This window comes from Mucilaginibacter sp. P5_A6 (assembly GCF_056400585.1).
Genome location: NZ_JBFUKZ010000006.1, coordinates 88,556 through 109,402 on the forward strand (window position 1 = coordinate 88,556; position 20,847 = coordinate 109,402).

At 41.9% G+C, this 20,847-nt stretch carries 21 protein-coding genes; 10 read left to right on the forward strand and 11 right to left on the reverse strand.

The genetic code is table 11. The features are described 5' to 3' along the window. Nucleotides 1-147: 147 nt before the first annotated feature. The 9 genes from AC1DO4_RS08150 to AC1DO4_RS08190 form a co-directional block, all read right to left on the reverse strand. The gene (locus tag AC1DO4_RS08150; protein ID WP_477414671.1) at nucleotides 148-1,551 is read right to left on the reverse strand and encodes a zeta toxin family protein; all 1,404 of its coding nucleotides are present in this window, start codon (nucleotides 1,549-1,551) and stop codon (nucleotides 148-150) included. A 41-nt stretch (nucleotides 1,552-1,592) separates the two neighbouring features. Beyond that, entirely contained in the window at nucleotides 1,593-1,985 is a 393-nt protein-coding gene (locus AC1DO4_RS08155; protein WP_477414673.1) for a hypothetical protein, read from the reverse strand. A gap of 104 nt (nucleotides 1,986-2,089) precedes the next feature. Continuing rightward, on the reverse strand, nucleotides 2,090-2,575 hold the full coding sequence (locus tag AC1DO4_RS08160) for a hypothetical protein (protein ID WP_477414675.1): 486 nt from the start codon (nucleotides 2,573-2,575) through the stop codon (nucleotides 2,090-2,092). 36 nt (nucleotides 2,576-2,611) lie between these two features. Next, nucleotides 2,612-3,676, reverse strand: a complete 1,065-nt coding sequence (locus tag AC1DO4_RS08165) for a relaxase/mobilization nuclease domain-containing protein (protein ID WP_477414677.1) — start codon at nucleotides 3,674-3,676, stop codon at nucleotides 2,612-2,614. Then, on the reverse strand, nucleotides 3,673-4,263 hold the full coding sequence (locus AC1DO4_RS08170) for a plasmid mobilization protein (protein ID WP_477414679.1): 591 nt from the start codon (nucleotides 4,261-4,263) through the stop codon (nucleotides 3,673-3,675). Before AC1DO4_RS08170 ends, AC1DO4_RS08165 begins: the two co-directional genes overlap by 4 nt. Continuing rightward, nucleotides 4,232-5,266, reverse strand: a complete 1,035-nt coding sequence (locus AC1DO4_RS08175; protein WP_477414681.1) for a toprim domain-containing protein — start codon at nucleotides 5,264-5,266, stop codon at nucleotides 4,232-4,234. Before AC1DO4_RS08175 ends, AC1DO4_RS08170 begins: the two co-directional genes overlap by 32 nt. Beyond that, nucleotides 5,263-5,610, reverse strand: a complete 348-nt coding sequence (locus tag AC1DO4_RS08180; protein WP_477402053.1) for a helix-turn-helix transcriptional regulator — start codon at nucleotides 5,608-5,610, stop codon at nucleotides 5,263-5,265. The genes AC1DO4_RS08175 and AC1DO4_RS08180 overlap by 4 nt, the downstream gene beginning before the upstream one ends. A 125-nt stretch (nucleotides 5,611-5,735) precedes the next feature. After that, complete coding sequence (locus AC1DO4_RS08185; protein WP_477414683.1) at nucleotides 5,736-6,686, reverse strand: hypothetical protein; 951 nt, start codon at nucleotides 6,684-6,686, stop codon at nucleotides 5,736-5,738. Nucleotides 6,687-6,778: 92 nt separating this feature from the next. Next, nucleotides 6,779-8,143: a site-specific integrase gene (locus tag AC1DO4_RS08190; protein WP_477414685.1), complete on the reverse strand. Its 1,365-nt coding sequence runs from the start codon at nucleotides 8,141-8,143 to the stop codon at nucleotides 6,779-6,781. A gap of 184 nt (nucleotides 8,144-8,327) precedes the next feature. Here AC1DO4_RS08190 and hemW point away from each other — a divergent pair, with 184 nt between their 5' ends. From hemW to AC1DO4_RS08210, 4 genes are all read left to right on the forward strand, one after another. Then, nucleotides 8,328-9,449 carry a radical SAM family heme chaperone HemW gene (hemW, locus tag AC1DO4_RS08195; RefSeq protein ID WP_477414688.1) on the forward strand — a complete coding sequence of 374 codons (1,122 nt, stop codon included), beginning with the start codon at nucleotides 8,328-8,330 and terminating at the stop codon, nucleotides 9,447-9,449. 118 nt (nucleotides 9,450-9,567) lie between these two features. After that, the gene (locus AC1DO4_RS08200) at nucleotides 9,568-10,116 is read left to right on the forward strand and encodes a fasciclin domain-containing protein (protein ID WP_477414690.1); all 549 of its coding nucleotides are present in this window, start codon (nucleotides 9,568-9,570) and stop codon (nucleotides 10,114-10,116) included. Between the two features lie 157 nt (nucleotides 10,117-10,273). Next, entirely contained in the window at nucleotides 10,274-11,155 is an 882-nt protein-coding gene (locus AC1DO4_RS08205; RefSeq protein ID WP_477414692.1) for a cupin-like domain-containing protein, read from the forward strand. A 488-nt stretch (nucleotides 11,156-11,643) separates the two neighbouring features. Further along, nucleotides 11,644-12,201 (forward strand): hypothetical protein, encoded by a 558-nt coding sequence (locus AC1DO4_RS08210; protein WP_477414694.1) that lies wholly within the window; start codon nucleotides 11,644-11,646, stop codon nucleotides 12,199-12,201. Nucleotides 12,202-12,307: 106 nt separating this feature from the next. Here AC1DO4_RS08210 and AC1DO4_RS08215 read toward each other — a convergent pair whose 3' ends face one another. Further along, nucleotides 12,308-13,291: an AAA family ATPase gene (locus AC1DO4_RS08215; RefSeq protein WP_477414696.1), complete on the reverse strand. Its 984-nt coding sequence runs from the start codon at nucleotides 13,289-13,291 to the stop codon at nucleotides 12,308-12,310. Between the two features lie 22 nt (nucleotides 13,292-13,313). Next, nucleotides 13,314-13,733, reverse strand: coding sequence for a YybH family protein (locus tag AC1DO4_RS08220; protein ID WP_477404547.1), 420 nt, complete (start codon nucleotides 13,731-13,733; stop codon nucleotides 13,314-13,316). 154 nt (nucleotides 13,734-13,887) lie between these two features. On the opposite strand from AC1DO4_RS08220, the gene AC1DO4_RS08225 reads away from it, so the two are divergent. The 6 genes from AC1DO4_RS08225 (at nucleotide 13,888) to AC1DO4_RS08250 (ending at nucleotide 20,607) form a co-directional block, all read left to right on the forward strand. Continuing rightward, nucleotides 13,888-14,766, forward strand: a complete 879-nt coding sequence (locus tag AC1DO4_RS08225) for a carbohydrate kinase family protein (protein WP_477414698.1) — start codon at nucleotides 13,888-13,890, stop codon at nucleotides 14,764-14,766. 257 nt (nucleotides 14,767-15,023) lie between these two features. Next, nucleotides 15,024-16,121 carry a vWA domain-containing protein gene (locus AC1DO4_RS08230; protein WP_477404543.1) on the forward strand — a complete coding sequence of 366 codons (1,098 nt, stop codon included), beginning with the start codon at nucleotides 15,024-15,026 and terminating at the stop codon, nucleotides 16,119-16,121. A 152-nt stretch (nucleotides 16,122-16,273) separates the two neighbouring features. Next, entirely contained in the window at nucleotides 16,274-17,782 is a 1,509-nt protein-coding gene (locus AC1DO4_RS08235) for a sigma 54-interacting transcriptional regulator (RefSeq protein ID WP_477414701.1), read from the forward strand. Nucleotides 17,783-17,796: 14 nt separating this feature from the next. Further along, nucleotides 17,797-19,074 (forward strand): metallophosphoesterase, encoded by a 1,278-nt coding sequence (locus AC1DO4_RS08240; protein WP_477414703.1) that lies wholly within the window; start codon nucleotides 17,797-17,799, stop codon nucleotides 19,072-19,074. 26 nt (nucleotides 19,075-19,100) lie between these two features. Continuing rightward, nucleotides 19,101-19,988 carry a UbiA prenyltransferase family protein gene (locus AC1DO4_RS08245; RefSeq protein ID WP_477414705.1) on the forward strand — a complete coding sequence of 296 codons (888 nt, stop codon included), beginning with the start codon at nucleotides 19,101-19,103 and terminating at the stop codon, nucleotides 19,986-19,988. A 1-nt stretch (nucleotide 19,989) separates the two neighbouring features. Next, nucleotides 19,990-20,607: a class I SAM-dependent methyltransferase gene (locus AC1DO4_RS08250; RefSeq protein ID WP_477414707.1), complete on the forward strand. Its 618-nt coding sequence runs from the start codon at nucleotides 19,990-19,992 to the stop codon at nucleotides 20,605-20,607. Nucleotides 20,608-20,847: the final 240 nt, after the last annotated feature.

Genomic DNA, 20,847 nt, shown 5'->3' on the forward strand with positions numbered 1-20,847 from the left:
CATTTACGTACACCCGGACTACGGACATTGAGGTTAATAAAATATCAGTTTTTCAAAGAATGAAAGCAAATCACAACGCGCTTCGCGCGTTGTGATTTGCTTTCATTGAAATAGCCATTAACCCTTTCGTGTTATAGTGATCTTATTTCACCGGCCTATTTTAGGAGTCCAGTCAAGTCCCTGGTCTAAATCTTCGTCGGAGTTCCTGCCTTTTTTTTGATCTTGTTCTTGCCTTTTTGGTTCCTCCTTCCTCAAATTTTGCTGGATTAGTTCTGGTAAGGCAGATTGAAAAAGCTGTTTAACCACAGCAGTCAACTCGTTTTGAATAGGGTGGGCTTTGACAAATTCTTTAATATCAACCTCAAGTATTTCTGCCGTAGCTACCGGATCGAGCTTTGCTTCAACGGGGATTTCGACTACGACAACATTTTTCGGCAGTGATTTGATATTGGCCGGGGGATCGTAAACGGTATGTTTTTGCGTATGATAGAAAAAGAGATAGGCTTCGCCTGCACGCCCGGCCTGCATCTGGTGCAATTGGATGCTGTTTCCCGGTGCTTTTGTTTCACGTAACTCGCCCAACCGCAGGTCTATGGTAAAATCTGTTCCATTGATGTCAATATGAGGCAATTCACCCGCCATGCGCTTATTAAGGTGCTCAGCAAATTCCTGCTCCTTTATTTGTTGCTCCATTTGCAACTGCAATTGTTTTTGGGTGGGATATTCACTCTGCATGTCTTTCAGGAAACCTTTAATCTCCTGCTCAGCGGCGTTCCTGGCCTGCATTAAATGAACCGCATGTTGAACACCCTGGTTAAAACTTGCTGAAAGCTCCGGCGACCATTTCCGGTCAATTTCATCCTGGAACAACTGCAAGGGATTAGGCGGATTGGTAGCGATCAGATAAACCCCTAACTTAAAGGAACCTTCAACGGGTTCAACGCTACGGCCATACATTTGCAGTTTGTTGTACAATGCGGCAGATTGTACAGTATAAAGGGTGGGCGCAACCATCTCATATTTTTGGTCATGCACTTCCTTGCCGACCATTCTGCCACCTTTCTCCTGGGACTTCATGTCCTCAAAGCGCAGGTGGGTGCCCAACAAACTCAGCCGGGGATGGATAGCCAGCAGCTTAATCTCTACACGGTAGCCCTTTTGTTGAAGTTCATCGATGGTCTTATTCATCTCTGGGCCGGACGAAAACGTTGTTTCCAGTATATAGTTAAGCCGGTTGTCTTCGCAGTAAGCCCTCAAACCATTATTCCAATCCTGGGCGTATTTGGCAGTAAGTGAAGGATAGTAGGATTCAAAGCGGGATTTGATCTCGTGGGCGTCAGGGTGATAATCTCTGAACAAGTCTGCATTACAATTAATAATATTACCACCCAATTCGGCCCTGGCGATTCTTTCTAACTCTGTTTTGCCCGCACCAGGCTGGGCACCTAAGATAATGACCACGGGGCTATCGGATGGTTTAGCAATAGCCGTGTTATCTTCAATAATGATCTGTTGAATTTTGTCAAACCGTTGTTCAGAGAGCGTGTACAAGTTCTTTAAGGACTCGGTTCGGTCTACTCCATACGCTGAACTTAAATCGGGATTTTTTTTTTCTCCGCTAATAAAATAGGACCGTATTTTTCAATGACCTGATCCATCCGCTCCAGGCTGGAAAAATTATCATTGTTGTTTACCGCCTCAATAGCCTCTTTGCGTAAAGCCAGCAATTCCTCGATGCGCTGCTGATCAGGATTGGCCTTTTCAGATTCTTTCATTTTTTCCCGCGAGGCCAGTGCTACCAATCCGTTTAATATAGAGTTAGCGCTTTCTGTCTTGGTATACCAGTCGAGCGGATTGCGCGCCTGTACGATTTTAGCAGGGGGTAACGGCAGGTTTAATTGCCGGTACATTTCAACGTAGGTTTGGTAATCCATCACCACTCTTGTCGGTTCACCGCTTTCGTCTGTCAAAATTTGTGTTTCCATACTCTTATCCATCGTTAATCAAATTTACTAATTTTTTTGGTTGTTTGGCAGGGCAGCCGCCAAAACCGCTGCCCTATATTTAATGGGTTCATGGCAGAATTGAATTAACGGACGTGGGTTAAATTCATATAGTGCCAGATCAGCATAATGGTGCCGACAGATGTTACCAGGCCTATCAATCCAAAGACGATCCATGAAAGCACCGCTTTGTATTGCTCAGGCGTTTTGGCATCTGTGAATAGCTGAAGTTTCCGTGTGATCGGGGCAGGGCCTCTGTTGATCGTCTCTCTGATAGCAACAAAGTCTGTAGCCAAGCTTTTAGTGATGCCTGCAAGCCCGGCAGTAATCGCTTCCTTTACCACGGACAGATCAGGAGCTGGCGCAGTCACTTTAATATTGGCCAGCTTGGTTGCAAATTCTTCTTTTTGCTTCTTGCTTTCGGTGAGCAATCGTTCGATCATGGTGTCTTTTTCCTTAATCGCTACTGCCTGGGTTTCCATGTATTTCTGCATTTTTTCTTCATGCTCGAAAATATTTTTGAGCATATCTGTCATAGTCACTTCATCGATTGCTGTTGCTTCATTCTTCATATTATCATTAATTAATGGTTTAACAATTTAATTTTCCTACCTGCTTATGTGGTAGCTTTGATCCTGGCCTAATTTTTTTTTCTTCTTTTTGCTTGGCGTTTCCGGTTCTTCTTGCGGTATATTTTGAAGCAGGCCAGCAAACAATTCGCCGCCAGCTGCCAGCGCTGCCCTTAAATAATGCGTTTCTGGCTCCTGCTTCAAATAGGTTTTCTGCTCCTTTTGCTCATTCCCGCTAATCACTTCCCGTAACTGATCGGCCAGACTTTTGGGTGGTTCCTGCCCATGCGCCTGACGTTGATCGCGTGCCTGACTTTTTACCTGCATTTGCTGTACTTGCCGCTGTGTCTGCTCCTGCCGGATTTTCTTTTCAATGTCGGCCAGGCTGTAACCAACCTGGCTGCCTTTGAACCTGACATGCTGTTGATCGGTAAAAGCAATACCTCGCCCAAGTTCCACCTGATAGCCTTTCTGCTCAATAAAGCTTTTGACTTCCTTTACGCTTTTGCATTGCTTAACCGCCTTAGCCAAATGTTTCTTTAGAAGCTCCTTGCGTTGGTCTACCCGCTGGCTTTGTGCCACCCGCTGTTCCGGTTTCAGGAATTTGTTAGGGCTTAGTACTTTGGTTAAATTGTACGCCTGTTCCATTCGTCTGCAATATTCAGCCATGCGCCGATAACTGTTACTGTCGCTCGCGGTCGGCCCCTCTAACCCGATCCGGTTGGCAACAATATGCAGGTGTTCATGTTCGGTATCGGCATGGGTAATCACTACGTATTGTCTATCTGCAAAATCAAACTCTTTGGCCAACTCTTGAGCAATATCGATCCTGTCCTGGGTGCTGAGTTTACCATTGTCGGCCAGGTCAAAACTGATACTGGCGTGGAACACGGGCTTGCTGACATTCGGGTTCAATTGCGCTACCTCTACAAATTGCCGGATCAGTTCTTTCTTGTTGCCAAAGCACTGGTTATAATAAATAACCTCGGCCTGCTTTTTTTCCATTTCCAGCTTTTGCAGTTCCTCATTCTCCTGCAACCGGCCTTCATGCAGGTAGCTCATGCAGCCGCGAAAACTTTTACCGGTAGTGATTTTCCCGATCATGCCAAATAATTTTTAACCTCTTTTACGATACTCTGTAAGCCTCTGACTTCCTGGTTCAACAATGCTCTGTCGAGCGTATTTAAATCTTCACCCTTGTTCCGCTTCCTGGCGATCTGATTTAAATTGGCCGCCATGTGATTTAAGGTGCCGGTAAATTGCAACACTTCCTTCGGCAATGTCTTCACCGTTATCCGGTCATTTAATCCTACTTGACGGAGATAAATTGATACGTTTGTCCTGGCCCGTCTGGCATTGGCCTGTATCATCTTTTTCTCTATAATATTACACATCACCGTCAACTGGCAATCTCTTTTTATTTGCGCCTTCGGGCGGCCACCCTTGTTTACTACTCTTACTTTCTGTGTCTCCTTCATTTGACTTACTTTAAAATCCAGGCTGATAAAGCATAAATCTGTCTTAATAAAATCTTTCCTAATCCCCCCAAATGCGATAGCATGAAGGGGGGCCAGCGAGTTTCGGCAGGGCCGAAACATAGCTGGCTCCGCAAAAAGCGGATATATACAGCTATTCCCATAGCTGTATATATGCGGGTCTTCATCGGTGTAAACCATGTCCCGGTCTTTCATGTGTTTGTGACTTAATTTCCTGCCTCGGAACCTGTTGTTTTGTTGCCAGCAAAAAAGCATTGATGTCGTTATACTGTTGGTAAAAGCCGCTGGCATCAATTGTTTGGATGCCCGCCGCTTTCAGTTTTTCAGCAGTGGAATAACCGGTCTTATCGTGGTTCAGGTATTGATAAACGTCCTGGTATTTGTTGAGCAATTCGATGCTTCTGCCGATGAGGGAAACCGAATTTAACACAATGATGTCGGTGGGCACATCGGGCATTTTGCGCAATCGCTGCAAGGAAAGAAAATCCATAAACCCTTCGATCAGGCATACTGCCTGCGCGTTGTCATGGGTGCTGATTACCGTAATGTCCTTTGGCGATGATGATCCTTTAAACCATTGATTGCGCAGCTCATAGCCGCCGGATCGGTTCTCAAATCCGACAGCGGTGTAGGTCTTATCTTTAATGCTGAACTTGATCTCCCGGCAATACCAGCGGACGGTTGTGAGGTCGACACCCCGGCTATTAATGTAGGCGATCAGATCGAGACTTTGCAATGGCGAAACGTCCAGTACGTTGATTCGTGGTTCATCCGTATTATGAGCGTTGCGAACAAGTTTCGTGGTAACAAGTTCCCCCGGAACCTCAGAAAGCGGGTGAAAAGAAAGAGCGTTATTGTCCGCAGACAGACGCGCCAGTAGTTCTTCGACCGAGCAATGGTGCAGCCGGATGCCTAAGTCGATGAAGTTACCGCCCTCGCCCACGCCATGATCAAACCATAGGTTCTTATGGCTGTCCACTTTGAAAGAGGCGTGATTTTCGTCCCGCAGCGGGGATTGGTACCAATGATTGTTGCCTCTCACATAAACGGGATTGATCCCGCATTTTGCCAGGTATTCTACGATTGAGATTTGTTTTGCCTGTTTACAATTCATACGTTCCATTAAGTTGTATTGATTCAATAAATAAAAAAAACTAATGCTGCCCGGCAGCCAATAAATGGGTACAACCCTGCTCATTTTCTTCTAAGTTTGCGTTTGAATACAAAATCGTTTGCCCGTTGCTCGACCTCTTCCTTGGTCAATTTTTTATGGGACATGAGCCAGCTGAGGATTTCTTTCCTGGAAAAACGAACACCACCTGAAGGCATAGCGATGTAAGGAATTTTACCTTCCGACTTTAATTGATAGCAAGTTTGCCGGGCGTAGCCCGTAGCTCTTTCTGCAACTTCGTAACCGCCGATTTCATCGTCGTCTTCGGACGCATGTACTGGTGCGATGGGGATTGGAGTAGACTCCTTTAGAATGGTAATGAGATCGGAAACTTTCAGATCTATTACGCGGGTGTTTTCATTGATATTCATTTACGTTCCGTATTGATTCGGAAGCAAATAAATAGCATAATATAAACCTATACGAACGATTGGTCGGTATCGAATGACCGTGTTTAGATTAAGTCTTTAAGCATTATCAGGGTTTGTGTTTTAATTTATTTTTTGAGAGCGTGACTATACACATCCGTGTATTCAGGCGCTGTGGTGACATAGCGCTGGCCCTCCAGAAACACTAAATCCTTTTCGGGATTAAGGACAAAAATATCACGTAGAAGTTCGCGATTTTTATGATGCAGGATATTTGGGGAAAGCACTCTGCATTCTTCAATACAAAACCGAAGAAAACCCGCAAGGGACTTATTAGCGGCATTGGCTTGGACTGCTGCAATAATTTTAATTTTGCCCTCATCAAATTGAAAGAGTTCACCATTTTTACTGCCTTCATTCAGGCTGATTAGGAACTGTTTAAAGGCTTCCTGCCGTTCCTCTAAAGTCTTTCCCTTCAACCAGAAACTGTAAAAGGAAGTTCCATTAATTTCATCAAATGAACTGGTAAATTCGGATTGACCCGCGATTTTTAATTTCTTTCTCCAGTCTTTGCTAATCAAAAGAAAATAAATTTCGTCACGAACCTTTTTCCGTTTTACCGAGAGCATAACGCTRCCAAAAAAATACCCGCCTATTGCAACGATGAGGGCTGCTAAGATCGATATTGAAACCGCTATAGGAGTGGATTTAGTATTGCCATAATATAACAAATAGATGATACAGCCCATGATTGCCAAAGCATAAACAACTAAAAAAACATAGTGAAATATCAGGGTATGTATATAGAATAAACGCAGCTTTTGGGATTCAGCGTCCGTCATTCCTTTAAAATTATTTCTTATCTGCGCCAGGCGATCTTCAAAATTAAGGTGGCTATAATAGTCGCCAATTTCCTCCCGCCAATTTTTGTAACTAATGGATAAGATGAGTTGTACCGGCACGATCCATAGTCCCAATACAATACCACAGATTATAATTGCCAGGCGAAACTGAGGCACTAAACTGTAGAGTAAGCAAAATATAATGACGGCAATAATTTCTATGAATACCTTTTTCATCTAACAAATTCTGAAACCTTATTTCATTTTCCCATATACAATTTTAGCACAATCTTGTGTGATTTCGGGTATTGAACTAAACTACAATTCAACTATCTATTTTTAGTAAACGTGTTTTCTATAATCTTAAATTCATCCAAAGTTGGGTTAATTACATCAGTATCAAAAACGGAATCACGTTCATTCCAGTATGTAAGTCCATCATGCTCAACATCACCAGGCAGACCGACTAACTGTAAACTTCCATCATCGAACATTTCGACTACCGCTATTAATTGGTCAGAAACAGGCTTTACAAACTTAAAAGCATCAGGGAAATTGGGATGTTGTCTCTTTTGATAACCTATTGAAAGCAGATAGTTTATAATGTTATCTGCCTGGATTAATGGCGGAAATTTTAGCATTTCAAATTTTTTCTTCTGGTCAACAATTTTAGCATATACCTGTGTCATTTCAATTTTGCTGTGTCCAAGTATTTCCTTGACTGTGAAAATATCCATGCCAAACGTTAGTCCAATAGTAGCGAACGTATGCCTCGCAGCATGAAAGTGCAGATTTTTCTTTAGCCCTGCTTCCAGTGCCCAAAACTTCAGGTAAACATTAACTACCTGGCTCGATGGCAAATCCCAAAAGACTTTCTTATTAATATGATGCTTTGGTAAATTTTCTAAGATCGATTTGGCATCATCAGTCAGTGGCACCCGGACAATTTTTTTTGTTGTTTTAGCAGGCCGAAAGGTAATCTGGTTATTTTCAATTTCACTATAAACTAATTTTTTTACGTCAGAAAACCGCAGTCCGGTGAAACATGAAAATAAAAAAGCCTGCCGGATTTGACTATTCCCTCTTTTCGGAATAAAATTAGCTAACGTCCTAACCTCTTCGATGGTGAGGGTAGTCCGTTCGGTATCGCCTTCTTCTATGATCTTAAACGAAGTAAAGGGCGAAGCGGTGATTATGCCTTTAACTACAAGCTTGTTGAAATGTTGCCGAAAAACCGACAAATAAGCATTAGTCGTATTTCTACTGACCTGGTTAAGCAGGTAACTTTGAAAGTTATCTAACAATTCGTCATCCACGTCCTGTATCAGAACATCTCTTTTAGGGAAATACCTTTTCAGGTGTATAATAAGACACTCCAATTTATAATTAAATTTTTTGGCCAAACATTGATCAAAATAATCTAATAGGTTATAATTTATTTTGGCAGGCTGCTTGTAACCATTGTCCGAAAAATTCAATTCATTCTCTCTTTTATTGCGGAGGGCGTTTATAATTTTAAGATTATCTTTATCTGACTCTGTAATCCGGGTTCCCGGAACGGAATAGTCCTTACCGACATAAATCTTTAGAAATTCATAATTGCGCTTACCTTTGCCCTCTACGGTATTAGAGTAAATATCGAGATATGCACTAAATTTACCACTGCTAAGCTTTTTATATCTGATCGTTACCATAATTTATTTGTTACTTGTGTTACTCGTCATATATGAAAAGTAACATGTGAGTAACAAAAATAACATAAAATAAGGTCAACCGCAAATAAATAAAAGAGAAAAAATTAATATAAAATACTGAAAATGACCAATATAATTACTTTATCTTCCTTTACTTTATTCTTGTTTACGAACCCTTAAAAGCATGGCCGGCATCTACATTCATATTCCTTTTTGCAAACAGGCATGTCATTACTGCGATTTTCATTTCAGCACGTCGCCGCAATATAAGGATGAGTTGGTGCAGGCATTGGTAAGCGAAATTAAACTGCAAAAGAGTTACCTAAATGGCGAAACAGTAGAAACTATTTACTTTGGAGGTGGCACCCCATCGGTGCTGGCAGCCGACGAAATTCACCTGCTTATTAATACGATAACAGAACTGCATACCGTAGCCTCAAATGCCGAAATTACGCTGGAGGCTAACCCCGATGACCTTGACGTAGCCAAAGTAAAAGCGTTTAAACAAACCAATATAAACCGCTTTAGCATTGGCATCCAATCGTTTTTTGATGAGGATTTGGTATGGATGAACCGCGCCCACCGTGCCCGCGAATCCGAAACGGCAGTAAAACGAGTACAGGATGCCGGCTTTGAAAACATCACAGCCGACTTGATATACGGCTACCCTTTACTTACCGATACCAAGTGGAAACAAAATCTCGATAAAATATTTGAGCTTGCTATCCCGCATATATCGGCGTATTCCATGACGGTGGAACCTCAAACTGCCCTGGCATCATTCATCAGCAAAAAAAAACAACCGCCCATGAACGATCAGCAAAGCGCCGCCCAGTTCATGGTGCTGATGCAAGCCATGGCTGATCATGATTTTGACCATTACGAGATCTCGAACTTTGCGTTACCAGGCCAATATTCAAAGCATAACTCCAATTATTGGCAAGGTGTAAAATACCTGGGGATAGGTCCATCGGCACACTCCTATAACGGCGAGGTAAGGCAGTGGAATATTGCCAACAATGCCAAATACATACAGGCCATCATCACCGGTAAAATACCCGCCGAAACAGAAACCCTTACCGAAGAAAACCGCCTTAACGAGTATATCATGACCTCCATCCGTACCATGTGGGGCCTGGACCTGGACAGGCTTAATGCCATCGCAAAAGGCTCTTCGGACCAATTACTGATTTCGGCCGGGAATTTCTTTGACAAAGAGTGGATCACCCAAAAAGAGCGTACCATTTATCTTACTGCTACCGGTAAGCTTTATGCCGATAACATTGCCGCGGGTTTATTTTTTTAAGTAATAAACCATTAATCTGTTAAATGGTCAATAGCATTGTTACAAAGCAAAACTGTAATTAAAACCGTTTATATTTACTAACCGTATCTTACATAAATATGAACGCTATCCTGTAATTATGAAAAAACTCATCGTATTGACCCTGGCGTTAGCAGCTTTTGCACTAGCGCCAAAAGCAAACGCCCAAACAAAAATGGTAGGCGGCGCAACCATGCTCCCCAATAAAAACATTGTACAAAACGCCTCCAACTCTAAGGATCATACTACATTGGTAACTGCTGTTAAAGCAGCCGGCCTGGTGCCAACCTTATCTTCGGCAGGACCATTTACCGTGTTTGCCCCAACTAATGAAGCCTTTGGTAAATTGCCTGCAGGTACAGTTGATAACCTGGTGAAACCTGCAAACAAAGCCAGCCTTATAAAAATATTAACTTACCACGTAGTTGCCGGCAAAATGAGTTCGGCCGATCTGCTGGCCAAAGTAAAGGAAGGTCATGGTAAAGCCGAGTTGAGTACCGTAAGCGGTGGCACTTTAACCGTGATGGTACAAGGCACAAAACTATACCTGGTTGATGAAAAAGGCGGAAAATCATTCATCAGCATTGCCGATGTAAACCAAAGTAATGGTGTAATACATGTAGTAAACACCGTTTTAATGCCGAATTAAAGAGCGAGCGGCAGACGGCTTGTAATAGGCAGTCCTTTTAGCAGACGGAAAACTGCCTGATGAAAACTTTCCTTTTGAAGTTTTATTTCGTTCCTTTGTTTACTTTTTGGTAATATAAAGTCAATGTTAAAATAAACAGCCCTGGAAAGTACCCTATATGAGTTTTATACTTAGCCCAATTGATACCGTTGAAAATATTTCTCCTGAGGATTTTAAGAAGAACTATTTAAACCCACGTCGCCCATTAGTAATTAAGGGGCTTACCAAAAGCTGGCCTGCCCGCGAAAAATGGACACCTGAATATTTAAAAGAAGTGGTTGGCAAAAAGGTGGTGCCTTTGTATGACAACTCCAAAGCCGATCCATCAAAACCCATCAACTCATCGGCTACCGAAATGCCCTTTGATGAGTATATCGATATGATCCGTACCCAGCCTACCGAGCTGCGCATCTTTTTCTTTAATATTTTTAAACAGGCTCCGCAGCTATTGGATGATATTGTACTACCTAAAGACCTCATGGGTGGCTTTTTAGAAAGCATGCCGGCCATGTTCTTTGGCGGCTCCAATTCGGTTACATTTTTACATTACGATATCGATCTTCCGCATATTTTCCATACCCATTTTGGTGGGCGCAAGCATGTAATCTTATTCGAGAATAAATGGAAACGCCGTTTATACTGTATCCCTAATGCTACTTATGCCTTAGAGGATTATGATGTATTAAACCCCGACACTAGAAAATTCCCGGCACTTGATGGAGTAGAAGGCACAGAGGTATTTCTTGAACATGGCGATACCCTGTTTATGCCTACCGGCTACTGGCACTGGATGAAGTACATCGACGGATCATACTCCCTAAGCCTGCGCGCCTGGGATGCATCTGTAAGCCGTAAGGCCGCGAGCTTATACAACCTGGCCATCAAAGGCGGTGTTGATAGTGTGCTAAAAATGGCTTTCAAAGAAAAATACGCCAAATTCCGTGAGGAACTGGCCGTAAAATGGGCTAATAGGGAATTAGCTGCGGGCAAACCGTTGTAAGTTCGGTTGCGTGGAGCCGGTTGCGTGTTTTAATAAGATTTTCATTTATAGCGATGGGCCTGTGTTGAGGTTCAAAAGATTTTTTTATTCCCCCCGGGGGCAGTTCTGTGTATACATTATAGCCAAAAGCTGTTGCGTTCGCAACAGGTGAAACAGTAAAAAAATACATTTGACTAAAAACCAGCACATTACCAATTGTCATAAAATAAAAACCGCAACAAAACCGCAACAGCAGATAAAAAACAGCAGGGAATCGGGAGGCAAAACTTTCGGGTTCCATGCCGACTGATCGCTTTATTTAAACTTTAGTTCCGCCTTCCTCTAACAAGGACAACACATTATCTGCCCGTTGTTATTTCTTCCAAACATTCAAAGTTTCCCGTCGCTATTTTTGTTTGTGGCCCGCCGGATGTGTTCTCGTAGCCGATTTACACCATGGCCAAATCGTTAGTATTAATTTATACCTTTAATAACAAATCTTATCCTTTATGATCTCTGAAAAATTAAAACTTCACCTTGGTGATTACGTTAAAATCACACGCACGGTCGCCAAAGGCATTGAAGAAACAAGCAGTGGATATATCCTTGATTTTTCTGATAATTTTGCTTTGTTGCAGGAAGCAGGCGACTTCACTCTTGATGGATATATGGTTTTACCGGTTAACCAATTAAAGAAAATTCGGCATAATAAATTTGATAAGTATTTTAAACAAATAATGATCGCCGAAGGCGAAGCGACCATAGTGGGGATCAATTACAAAATTGATCTTAGCAACTGGCAATCACTTTTTGAAAGTATAAAAAGCACCAAATTGAATATTATTGTTGAATGTGAGAATCCTGATATCGATACTTTCACTATTGGGCCAATTTTAGAAACAACGCACAACCAATTGCTGATGCAAAACTTTGATGCTGTTGGCATCTTAGAAGATGAACCCGTAGACATTAATTTCGAAGATATTACTAAGGTGAAGTTTGACGCAAGATATATTAATGTTTTCAGCAAATATTTAAGAAAGGAAAGGACTAAAAATAAAACATAAGCCTGTTTATGAAAAGTTGGCTGCGAGGACACAGTCAACGGTTATGAGAGATCAACAGATATCTTTTCAAAAAAAGTGGATCGATAGGCATAAGATAAAAACATAATTATCGGGAAATAAATTTATTTACAGCTATAACAGCATTTTTAAACCTTTCCTCCCAATCATTTCCCTGTATTAAAACGTAGCTGATGCCCCGGTTAATTAGTTCCTGCCGATGGCTCTCATTTAGTCTGTTTCTGTCAGCCTCGTTAAGTCTTGTTCCATCCTGCACATAAGGAGCGTCGGCATCAAGATATAAATAAAGATCAAACTGATTAGCTGCGGCTACCCATTCCGGTACTTCCAAATCCTTATCAAACAAAAACCGGCTGTATGACCGTGTTGTATTTAAATCGGTATCAACAAACAACAGTTTATCGGCCCGTTTTATTTGTTCATTGATAGCTTGTGCATGCAATTCGGCTATCCGGATTAAATGTTCTTCTGTACATTCATGGGTATGTTCCAGTATCTCACGGGCCGTTTCGGGCACATCTACCGTATTAAAATGATTAGCCAGCCTTTTTGCCAAAGTAGTTTTACCTGTTGATTCGGTGCCATACAGGCAAATCTTTTTGATAAAATAAGGCTTTACAACACCAGGTAAAAAATTCCAGAAAGTAAAAGGATCATTCCTTATCTGCGTGGCAGATACAGGCACTATTTTGCGGGGTTCATCAAATATAATGTGCTCGCAGTTTAAAAACCGACCCATATATGCCCCGTAAGCTTCTGAGGCGAAAATCACATCAATGGCTGGCAATTGCACTTTCAAATAATCAGCCCAAAGCCTGGATACCCCTTCTGATGATGCCGAAGTATTGGGCAAAACCGCTTCATCATAATTCAATAACCAGGGTTTAACCTTGCTATTGTCTTTATAGGTTTCGGTAACCCATTCCAATCTGCGGGCGCCTTGTATTGGCTCATCATCACTGGCACTTACCAAAACAACCAGTTCATCGCAGTGCTCCAAAGCAAAATTAATTAAGGCTATATGCCCATTATGCAAAGGCATAAATTTTCCTATGACCAATCCTCTCTTCATCTCAAAAAATTCTGCCTCAAATCTAAGAAGTATGATCACATACTATCTTCCATTCACCATTAATTTTCCTGAACCAGAGGGTATAATAGCCGCCTAAATCGTCTTTAACACGCTTAAGGTGCCATCCGCCTAAAACAAAAGCATTAGTAGCATTCAGTACTTTTACTTGCATAATAGTAAATTTAAGCTGCCCCATAGCGGCCTTGTCCGGATATCGCTTTTTATAATGATCGAGCGTAGTTTGCCAGCCATAAACAGGCGCGTTTTTACCTACAAATACCAACGAATCTGATTTCCAGTAACCCTGCATAAAGCTTTCAATATCTGCCCGGTTCCAGGCAAGTTCCTGCTTATGCATCACAGTTAATATGGCTTGCTTATCCTGGGCATAGCAAAAACAAGAAATCAGGAGCAAGAAGAAAGACGGGATGAGTTTTTTCATAGTTTGAAGATAGGAATTTTGTGGAACCTGAATTTACCGAAAATATGAATTAACATAATGATAAAAAAAGCTAAAAATTCTTAAATTCTAAAAATTCCGGTTCAGACAAAAAATCAACTATATTTGAGTTTTACTGCCCTAACAAAAACTCAATATGAAAAATCAGGTATTAAGCTTTGGCGAAGTTTTATGGGATGCTTTTGGCGATGGTAAAAAAGCGGGGGGAGCACCAATGAATGTGGCCAGGCACCTGGTGCAGCAAGGCGTAAACGTTACTTTTGCCAGCTCTGTTGGCATGGATAACAGCGGCGACGCGTTGATTGAGTTCCTTAAATCCAACGGCCTCTACTCCGACCTGATCCAGCAATCTGATGAGTTTCCTACCTGCGAGGTTACCGTTAAGCTGGATGAAAACAACCAGGCAACCTATATTATTCCCGAACCTGTTTCCTGGGATAATATCGAAACAACTGATGTGCTTGATACAGCTGCAAAAAAAGCGTCGGCCATTGTATTTGGCAGCCTTGCCTGTCGCCTAAAAACTACCCGCGAAACATTGCTTAACCTGCTTGATGAGACCCCTGCACTCAAAATTTTTGATGTAAACTTACGCCCTCCTCATTTTACACTTTCAACCATAGAAACCCTGGTAGCGCGTGCCGATGTTGTGAAAATGAACGAAGAAGAAGCCAACCTGCTGATAGGTGGCAGCAATAATTCGTTAAGAGACCAGATAGCAGAGTTTCGTTCCAAATACCATAACCAAACCATTTGCGTAACACGCGGCGAAAACGGGGCGATAGTTTGGCACGATCATAAATTTTATGAAAGCCCTGGCTGCCCCGTAAAAGTAGGCGATTCGGTAGGTGCGGGCGACGCGTTCCTGGCTACCTTTGTAACCGGTTTACTGGCCAGCCACCCCATGCAAATTGTGGTTGATAAAGCTTGCTCTGTAGGGGCTTTTGTTGCCAGTCAGCGTGGTGCAAACCCAATTTATCCGCCAGAGCTGTTGAGTAGTTTGGCGTATATTTAAATCAAAATTCAAAAGTAAAAATTCAAAAATGCTTAAGGCCGATAGTCAAAATGACTGTTGGCCTTTATTATTGGATAGCGGTTCCATTTTCCAATTCTCAAATCTTCAAATTTTCAAATAAGAATCTGCACATCTGAAATCCGCACATCTGCACATCTATCAAATTGTCATACTTACCTAACAATTTATTTTAATCCCCGCTACTCCAAACTTTTAAGAATAATTATCCGTTCCTTTATATTAAGAAAGGACAAAATATGCGCGGTTTTGGATTTTCCAAGTTTAAACCCAACCAGATCCCTAAAGGCGGATTTGAAGAATTATTAAAATTATTTCTTGAATTGCTCAACTACACTTCGGGCGATGCAGGCGAAGCTTTAGCCTGGCTTAACGAGCTTGATAAACAATATAACCTTACTAACGACGAGTATGGTATAGGCGATTTTATTGACGAACTGAAACAAAAAGGCTACCTGAGCGATGACCAGCAAAGCGGCGGTTTCAACATAACGGCAAAAACAGAGCAAAGCATTCGCCAATCGGCATTGGAAGAGATCTTTGGTAAGCTCAAAAAATCGGGCAAAGGCAATCACATTTCACCACAATCGGGCCAGGGGGATGAAAAAAACGCAGAACGGCGGGAGTTTGAGTTTGGTGATAGTTTGGACCAGATTGACATGACTCAATCTATTCACAATGCGCAGGTAAACCACGGAATCGGTGATTTTATGATGACCGAGCGCGACCTGGAAGTGGAGGAAATGGACTACAAAACCCTTACTTCTACCGTGCTGATGATCGATATATCGCATTCCATGATCCTTTATGGAGAAGATAGGATAACCCCGGCTAAAAAAGTAGCCATGGCCCTTGCCGAGCTGATTAGGACCAAATACCCAAAGGATACTCTTGATATTGTTGTTTTTGGTAACGATGCATGGCCTATAACCCTGCAGGATCTGCCTTACTTACAAGTTGGGCCCTACCATACCAATACATACGCGGGCCTGGAGCTTGCTATCGACTTGCTACGCCGCCGTAAAACGCACAACAAGCAGATTTTCATGATCACCGATGGTAAACCAACCTGTTTAAAAGAAGGTACCAAGTATTATAAAAACAGCATTGGGCTTGATAGAAAAGTGGTAAACAAAACCCTTAATATGGCTGCCCAGTGTAAACGCTTAAAAATACCTATCACAACGTTCATGATAGCAAAGGACCCCTACCTGCAGCAGTTTGTACGCCAGTTTACAGAGACAAATGGCGGCAAGGCCTTCTACAGTTCATTAAATGGCCTGGGCGAATATATTTTTGAGGATTATATTAAAAATAGAAGGAAAACGGTGCGCTAATTTGAAGATATGTTAATTTGAAGATTTGAAAATGTTATTTTTTAAATTAGACAAACATACCTTCCTACATAAAATAAAAATCAGATGGTCGTTTGAAGATTATGATTTCCCATTTTCAAATCTTCAAATCCTCAAATTTTCAAATTCAACAAATGAGTAAATTATTAGATATTAAAACCCTCGGTCAGCTTAAAAAAAGTGCATACAAAAGCCGTTCGGTTAAAGATGAACTACGTACCAACCTTATTGAGCAACTAAAAAAACGTGAAGGCGGTTTTGAAGGCATTATTGGGTTTGAGGATACAGTTATACCCGATCTGCAAACAGCCATCCTATCCCGCCACAATATTTTGTTGCTGGGTTTACGGGGCCAGGCCAAAACCCGTATTGCACGTTTGTTGATCAATTTACTGGATGAATATGTGCCTTACATCGAAGGATCTGATTTGTTTGACGATCCTTACAACCCCATTTCATGGTTTGGCCATAGTGCCATAACCGAAAAAGGCGACGATACTCCTATAGGCTGGATTCATCGTTCTGAACGTTATACAGAAAAACTGGCTACACCCGATGTTACCGTTGCCGACTTAATTGGTGATGTTGACCCTATAAAGGCAGCAACATTAAAACTAACCTACTCCGACGAACGCGTTATCCACTTCGGGCTAATCCCACGTGCACACCGTGGTATTTTTGTGATTAACGAATTGCCCGACTTGCAGGCCCGTATCCAGGTTTCATTATTTAACATCTTGCAGGAGAGAGATATCCAGATCCGCGGGTTTAAACTGCGTTTGCCCTTGGATATCCAGTTTGTATTTACTGCCAACCCCGAAGATTATACCAATCGTGGATCTATTGTTACACCACTTAAGGATCGGATTGAAAGCCAGATTTTGACACACTATCCGCGCACGGTTGAAATTTCAAGAAAAATAACTCAACAGGAAGCTTCACTTACAGATGAGCAGCGGAACACTGTTGAAGCCGACAATTTGGTTAAAAATCTTATTGAACAAATTGCCTTTGAAGCACGCAGTTCCGAATATATTGATAAAAAATCGGGGGTATCGGCCCGTTTAACTATTTCGGCCTATGAAAACCTGATCAGCAATGCAGAGCGCCGCATGATCATGAACCATGAGCCAGATACCTTTGTGCGTATTACCGACTTTTTGGGTGTTATCCCTGCCATCACCGGTAAAATTGAGCTTGTTTATGAAGGTGAGCTGGAAGGCCCCGGCAAGGTGGCCAATATCCTGATAGGTAAGGCTATTAAAACCACACTCCTTGAATTTTTCCCCGATCCGGAAAAGGCTAAAAAGGCAAAAGGAGTAAACCCTTACGCCAGCATTATTAACTGGTTTGGCGAAGGTAACAACCTGGCTTTGGTTGATGATATGTCATTACTTGATTACAAAAAAGAGCTTAATGAAGTTGCTGGGTTAAAAGACCTGGTTAAAAAGCTCCATCCGCGTTTAACAGAAAACCAGCAATTATTACTGATGGAGTTTGTGCTACATGGTCTTTCAGAGTTTTCGCAGTTAAACAAAGGATTTTTAGATAACGGTTTTGCTTTCTCGGATATGTTTAACAGCCTGTTTAATCTGCAGCCTGATGAAGATGACCTTGATTTAGATGACGACCGTTATAATTGATACTTTTGCAATAAATGGCAGAACAGACGCTTAACATTATCCTGATTATTACGGCACTATTGCTAATTGATCTGTATGTATGGCACGGCATACGCGGGGCCTTTCAAAAGTGGGAGCTGGTGCGTAGAAAGCCGTTTACCATTTTTTATTGGGTAAGCTGCATTTTAATTATTGGAGGCTTGCTAATCGGGCTCTATTTTCATTTGGGGCTTGGTGTACGCGCAGCGGGTTTGCTAATCTTCTCCCTTACATTTATAGGAAAGCTAACATTTTTGCCTTTTTTGCTAATTGATGATGTAAGGCGGATACTGGTATGGCGCAAAGCCAGGTTTACAAACTTATCTGCAAAAAACACCGCCCTAACCCCACCCAATGCTATTCCCCGGTCAGAATTTTTGATGAAAGCCGGTTTGCTGGCGGGTGCTGTGCCTTTAGCTGCCATTAAGATTAATATGCCCAAAGGTTTGTACGATTATCATGTAAAATACCAAACCCTGTATCTGCCTAATTTACCCAAAGCTTTTGATGGCATTAAACTGGGGCAGATCTCTGATATCCATTCGGGCAGTTTTTATAATAAAAAAGCGGTACTTGGCGGTGTTGAAATGCTGTTGAAGGAAAAACCCGACTTTATATTTTTTACCGGCGACCTGGTTAACAGTGAAGCCAGCGAAATGCGGTATTACCAGGATATTTTTGCAAAAGTAAAGGCTCCGCTTGGTGTTTATTCATGCCTGGGCAATCATGATTATGGTGATTATACTGACTGGTCAAATCCCGCCGATAAGCAGAAAGACCACAAGGACCTGGTACTTACCCACAAAAACATGGGTTGGGACCTGTTGCTGAACGAAAGCCGCCGGCTTAAAGTTAATGGCGAGGAAATAGGAATACTTGGTGTTGAAAACTGGGGAGAATTTAGTCGTTTCCCTAAGTATGGACGTATGGATCTGGCTACAAAAAACACCAATGACCTGCCCGTAAAGCTCCTCCTCTCTCATGATCCATCTCACTGGCGGGCACAGGTGCTACCAGAATATCCGCAGATTGATGCAATGTTCTCCGGTCATACACATGGTATGCAATTTGGTGTGCGTTACCAGGACTTTCAGTGGAGCCCTATTAAATATGTTTACCCGGAATGGGCCGGACATTACCAGCATAACAAGCAGCAATTATATGTAAATGTTGGCTATGGCTTTGTTGGTTTATACGGCAGAGTTGGAATATTGCCTGAGATTACGATATTTACATTAAAAGCCGGGCACGATCCTTCTGGAAGCAAAGCATAAGATCAAAGCGGGCAGATCATTACCCAATGAAGAAAATATTTCAATCAGTTTTTGATTTTCTGCTGTTCAGTAATATCTTCATGTCGCTTTGCGCTGTGGCCCAGGCATTGGTTACCTTTCACCTCATCGGATCTAAACCTGTTTTATCGGTTTTGGGATTACTATTCACCTCTACCTTAGGTATATATAATTTCTGCATACTCATTACCAAACCTAAAAAGCCCGAAGCATCGCCCTACAAACGTGTACGCTGGTTTTTTGACCATTACCGGTTGATGGTAACGTTTACCATAGTTTCGCTGCTCTCGCTTGTCCCCCTGTTTTTCCTGATCACTACGGAATCAAAAATACTGCTCATCTTTTTGGGTATTTTATCATTTTGCTACGGTTTACCACTATTTGCAGTTGGCGAACAAAAGTTTGGGCTGCGTAATATACCTGGTTTGAAACCATTCCTTATCACCCTGGTATGGACAATGAGCTGCGTACTATTCCCGGTACTTGAAGCAATGCATCACCACGCAACTGATATATCTATGCGCGATACTACTATACTGATAGCTAAAAGGTTTTTATTTATTGGTGCACTTACTATACCCTTTGATATCCGCGATTTGTTTGATGACCGCACTATGGGCTTAAAAACCATCCCGGTAGTTTGGGGCGAAAAAAATGCTTACCTGTTTTGCCAGGTTTTACTGGCTGGCTATATAGGCCTGCTTTTTCTGTTCAGGCAAAACGGTTTCAGTCCCGATTTTTTTGCATTGACACTCACAGTTTTCCTCACAGGCTGGCTTATCTTTAAATCCGGCCGGGAAAAAGATGAGTACTATTATTTCTTTTTTATGGATGGCGTACTCATATTGCAATATGTTGTACTGTTGGCCGTTAACCTGATTTTTAAAGGCCATTAATATGGCTGCCAACTTTAATAATTCGGCCTGGTTTTATGATAGCCTTTCGCAGTTGGTTTATGGTAAAGCGATAGTGAACGCGCAGCTTTATTTGCTCGGTTATGTAAAACCTGGCAGTAAAATCCTGATAGTTGGCGGTGGCACAGGCTGGATACTGGAAGAGCTAACTAAACTTTATCCATCGGGATTATACATTACTTATGTTGAAGTTGCTGCGGGGATGATGGCGCTTTCCCAAAAAAGAAACATACGCAATAACCGGGTGAATTTTATAAATGATGCAATCGAAAATGTATCCCTCTCCCAGGATTTTGATGTAGTGATCAGCCCTTTTCTTTTTGATAACTTTACTAATAAAACTTTAAAAACCGTGTTCGATCATATTCATGTTCTGCTAAAGCCAGGGTGCATCTGGCTCAATTGCGATTTCCAGTTAACAGGGAAATGGTGGCATGGATTTTTGCTTAAAAGCATGTTTGTTTTTTTTAGATTGATCTGTGGGATAGAGGCCGGTAAGTTACCGGAGATTAGCAGCTGTTTTAATTTGAATGGATATAGGATTTTAGATGAAAAGCTTTTTTTTAATGATTTTATAGTGGCGAGGGTATATGAGAAGTAATAAGCCCGATATACCCGTCATTGCGATATACACGCAAACCTCTTACCCGTCATTGCGAGGTACGAAGCAATCCCCAACTTACAGAGTAACTGCGCAAATCCGATCTGTATTTTGGGGATTGCTTCGTCGTACCTACTCGCAATGACGATCACGGGGCAGTTGTGGTATCCATACATATCATCACCTTTTTCCAGCTTAGCTGGTGATTATTCGCAATGATACGCGGTTATGTACTTCATT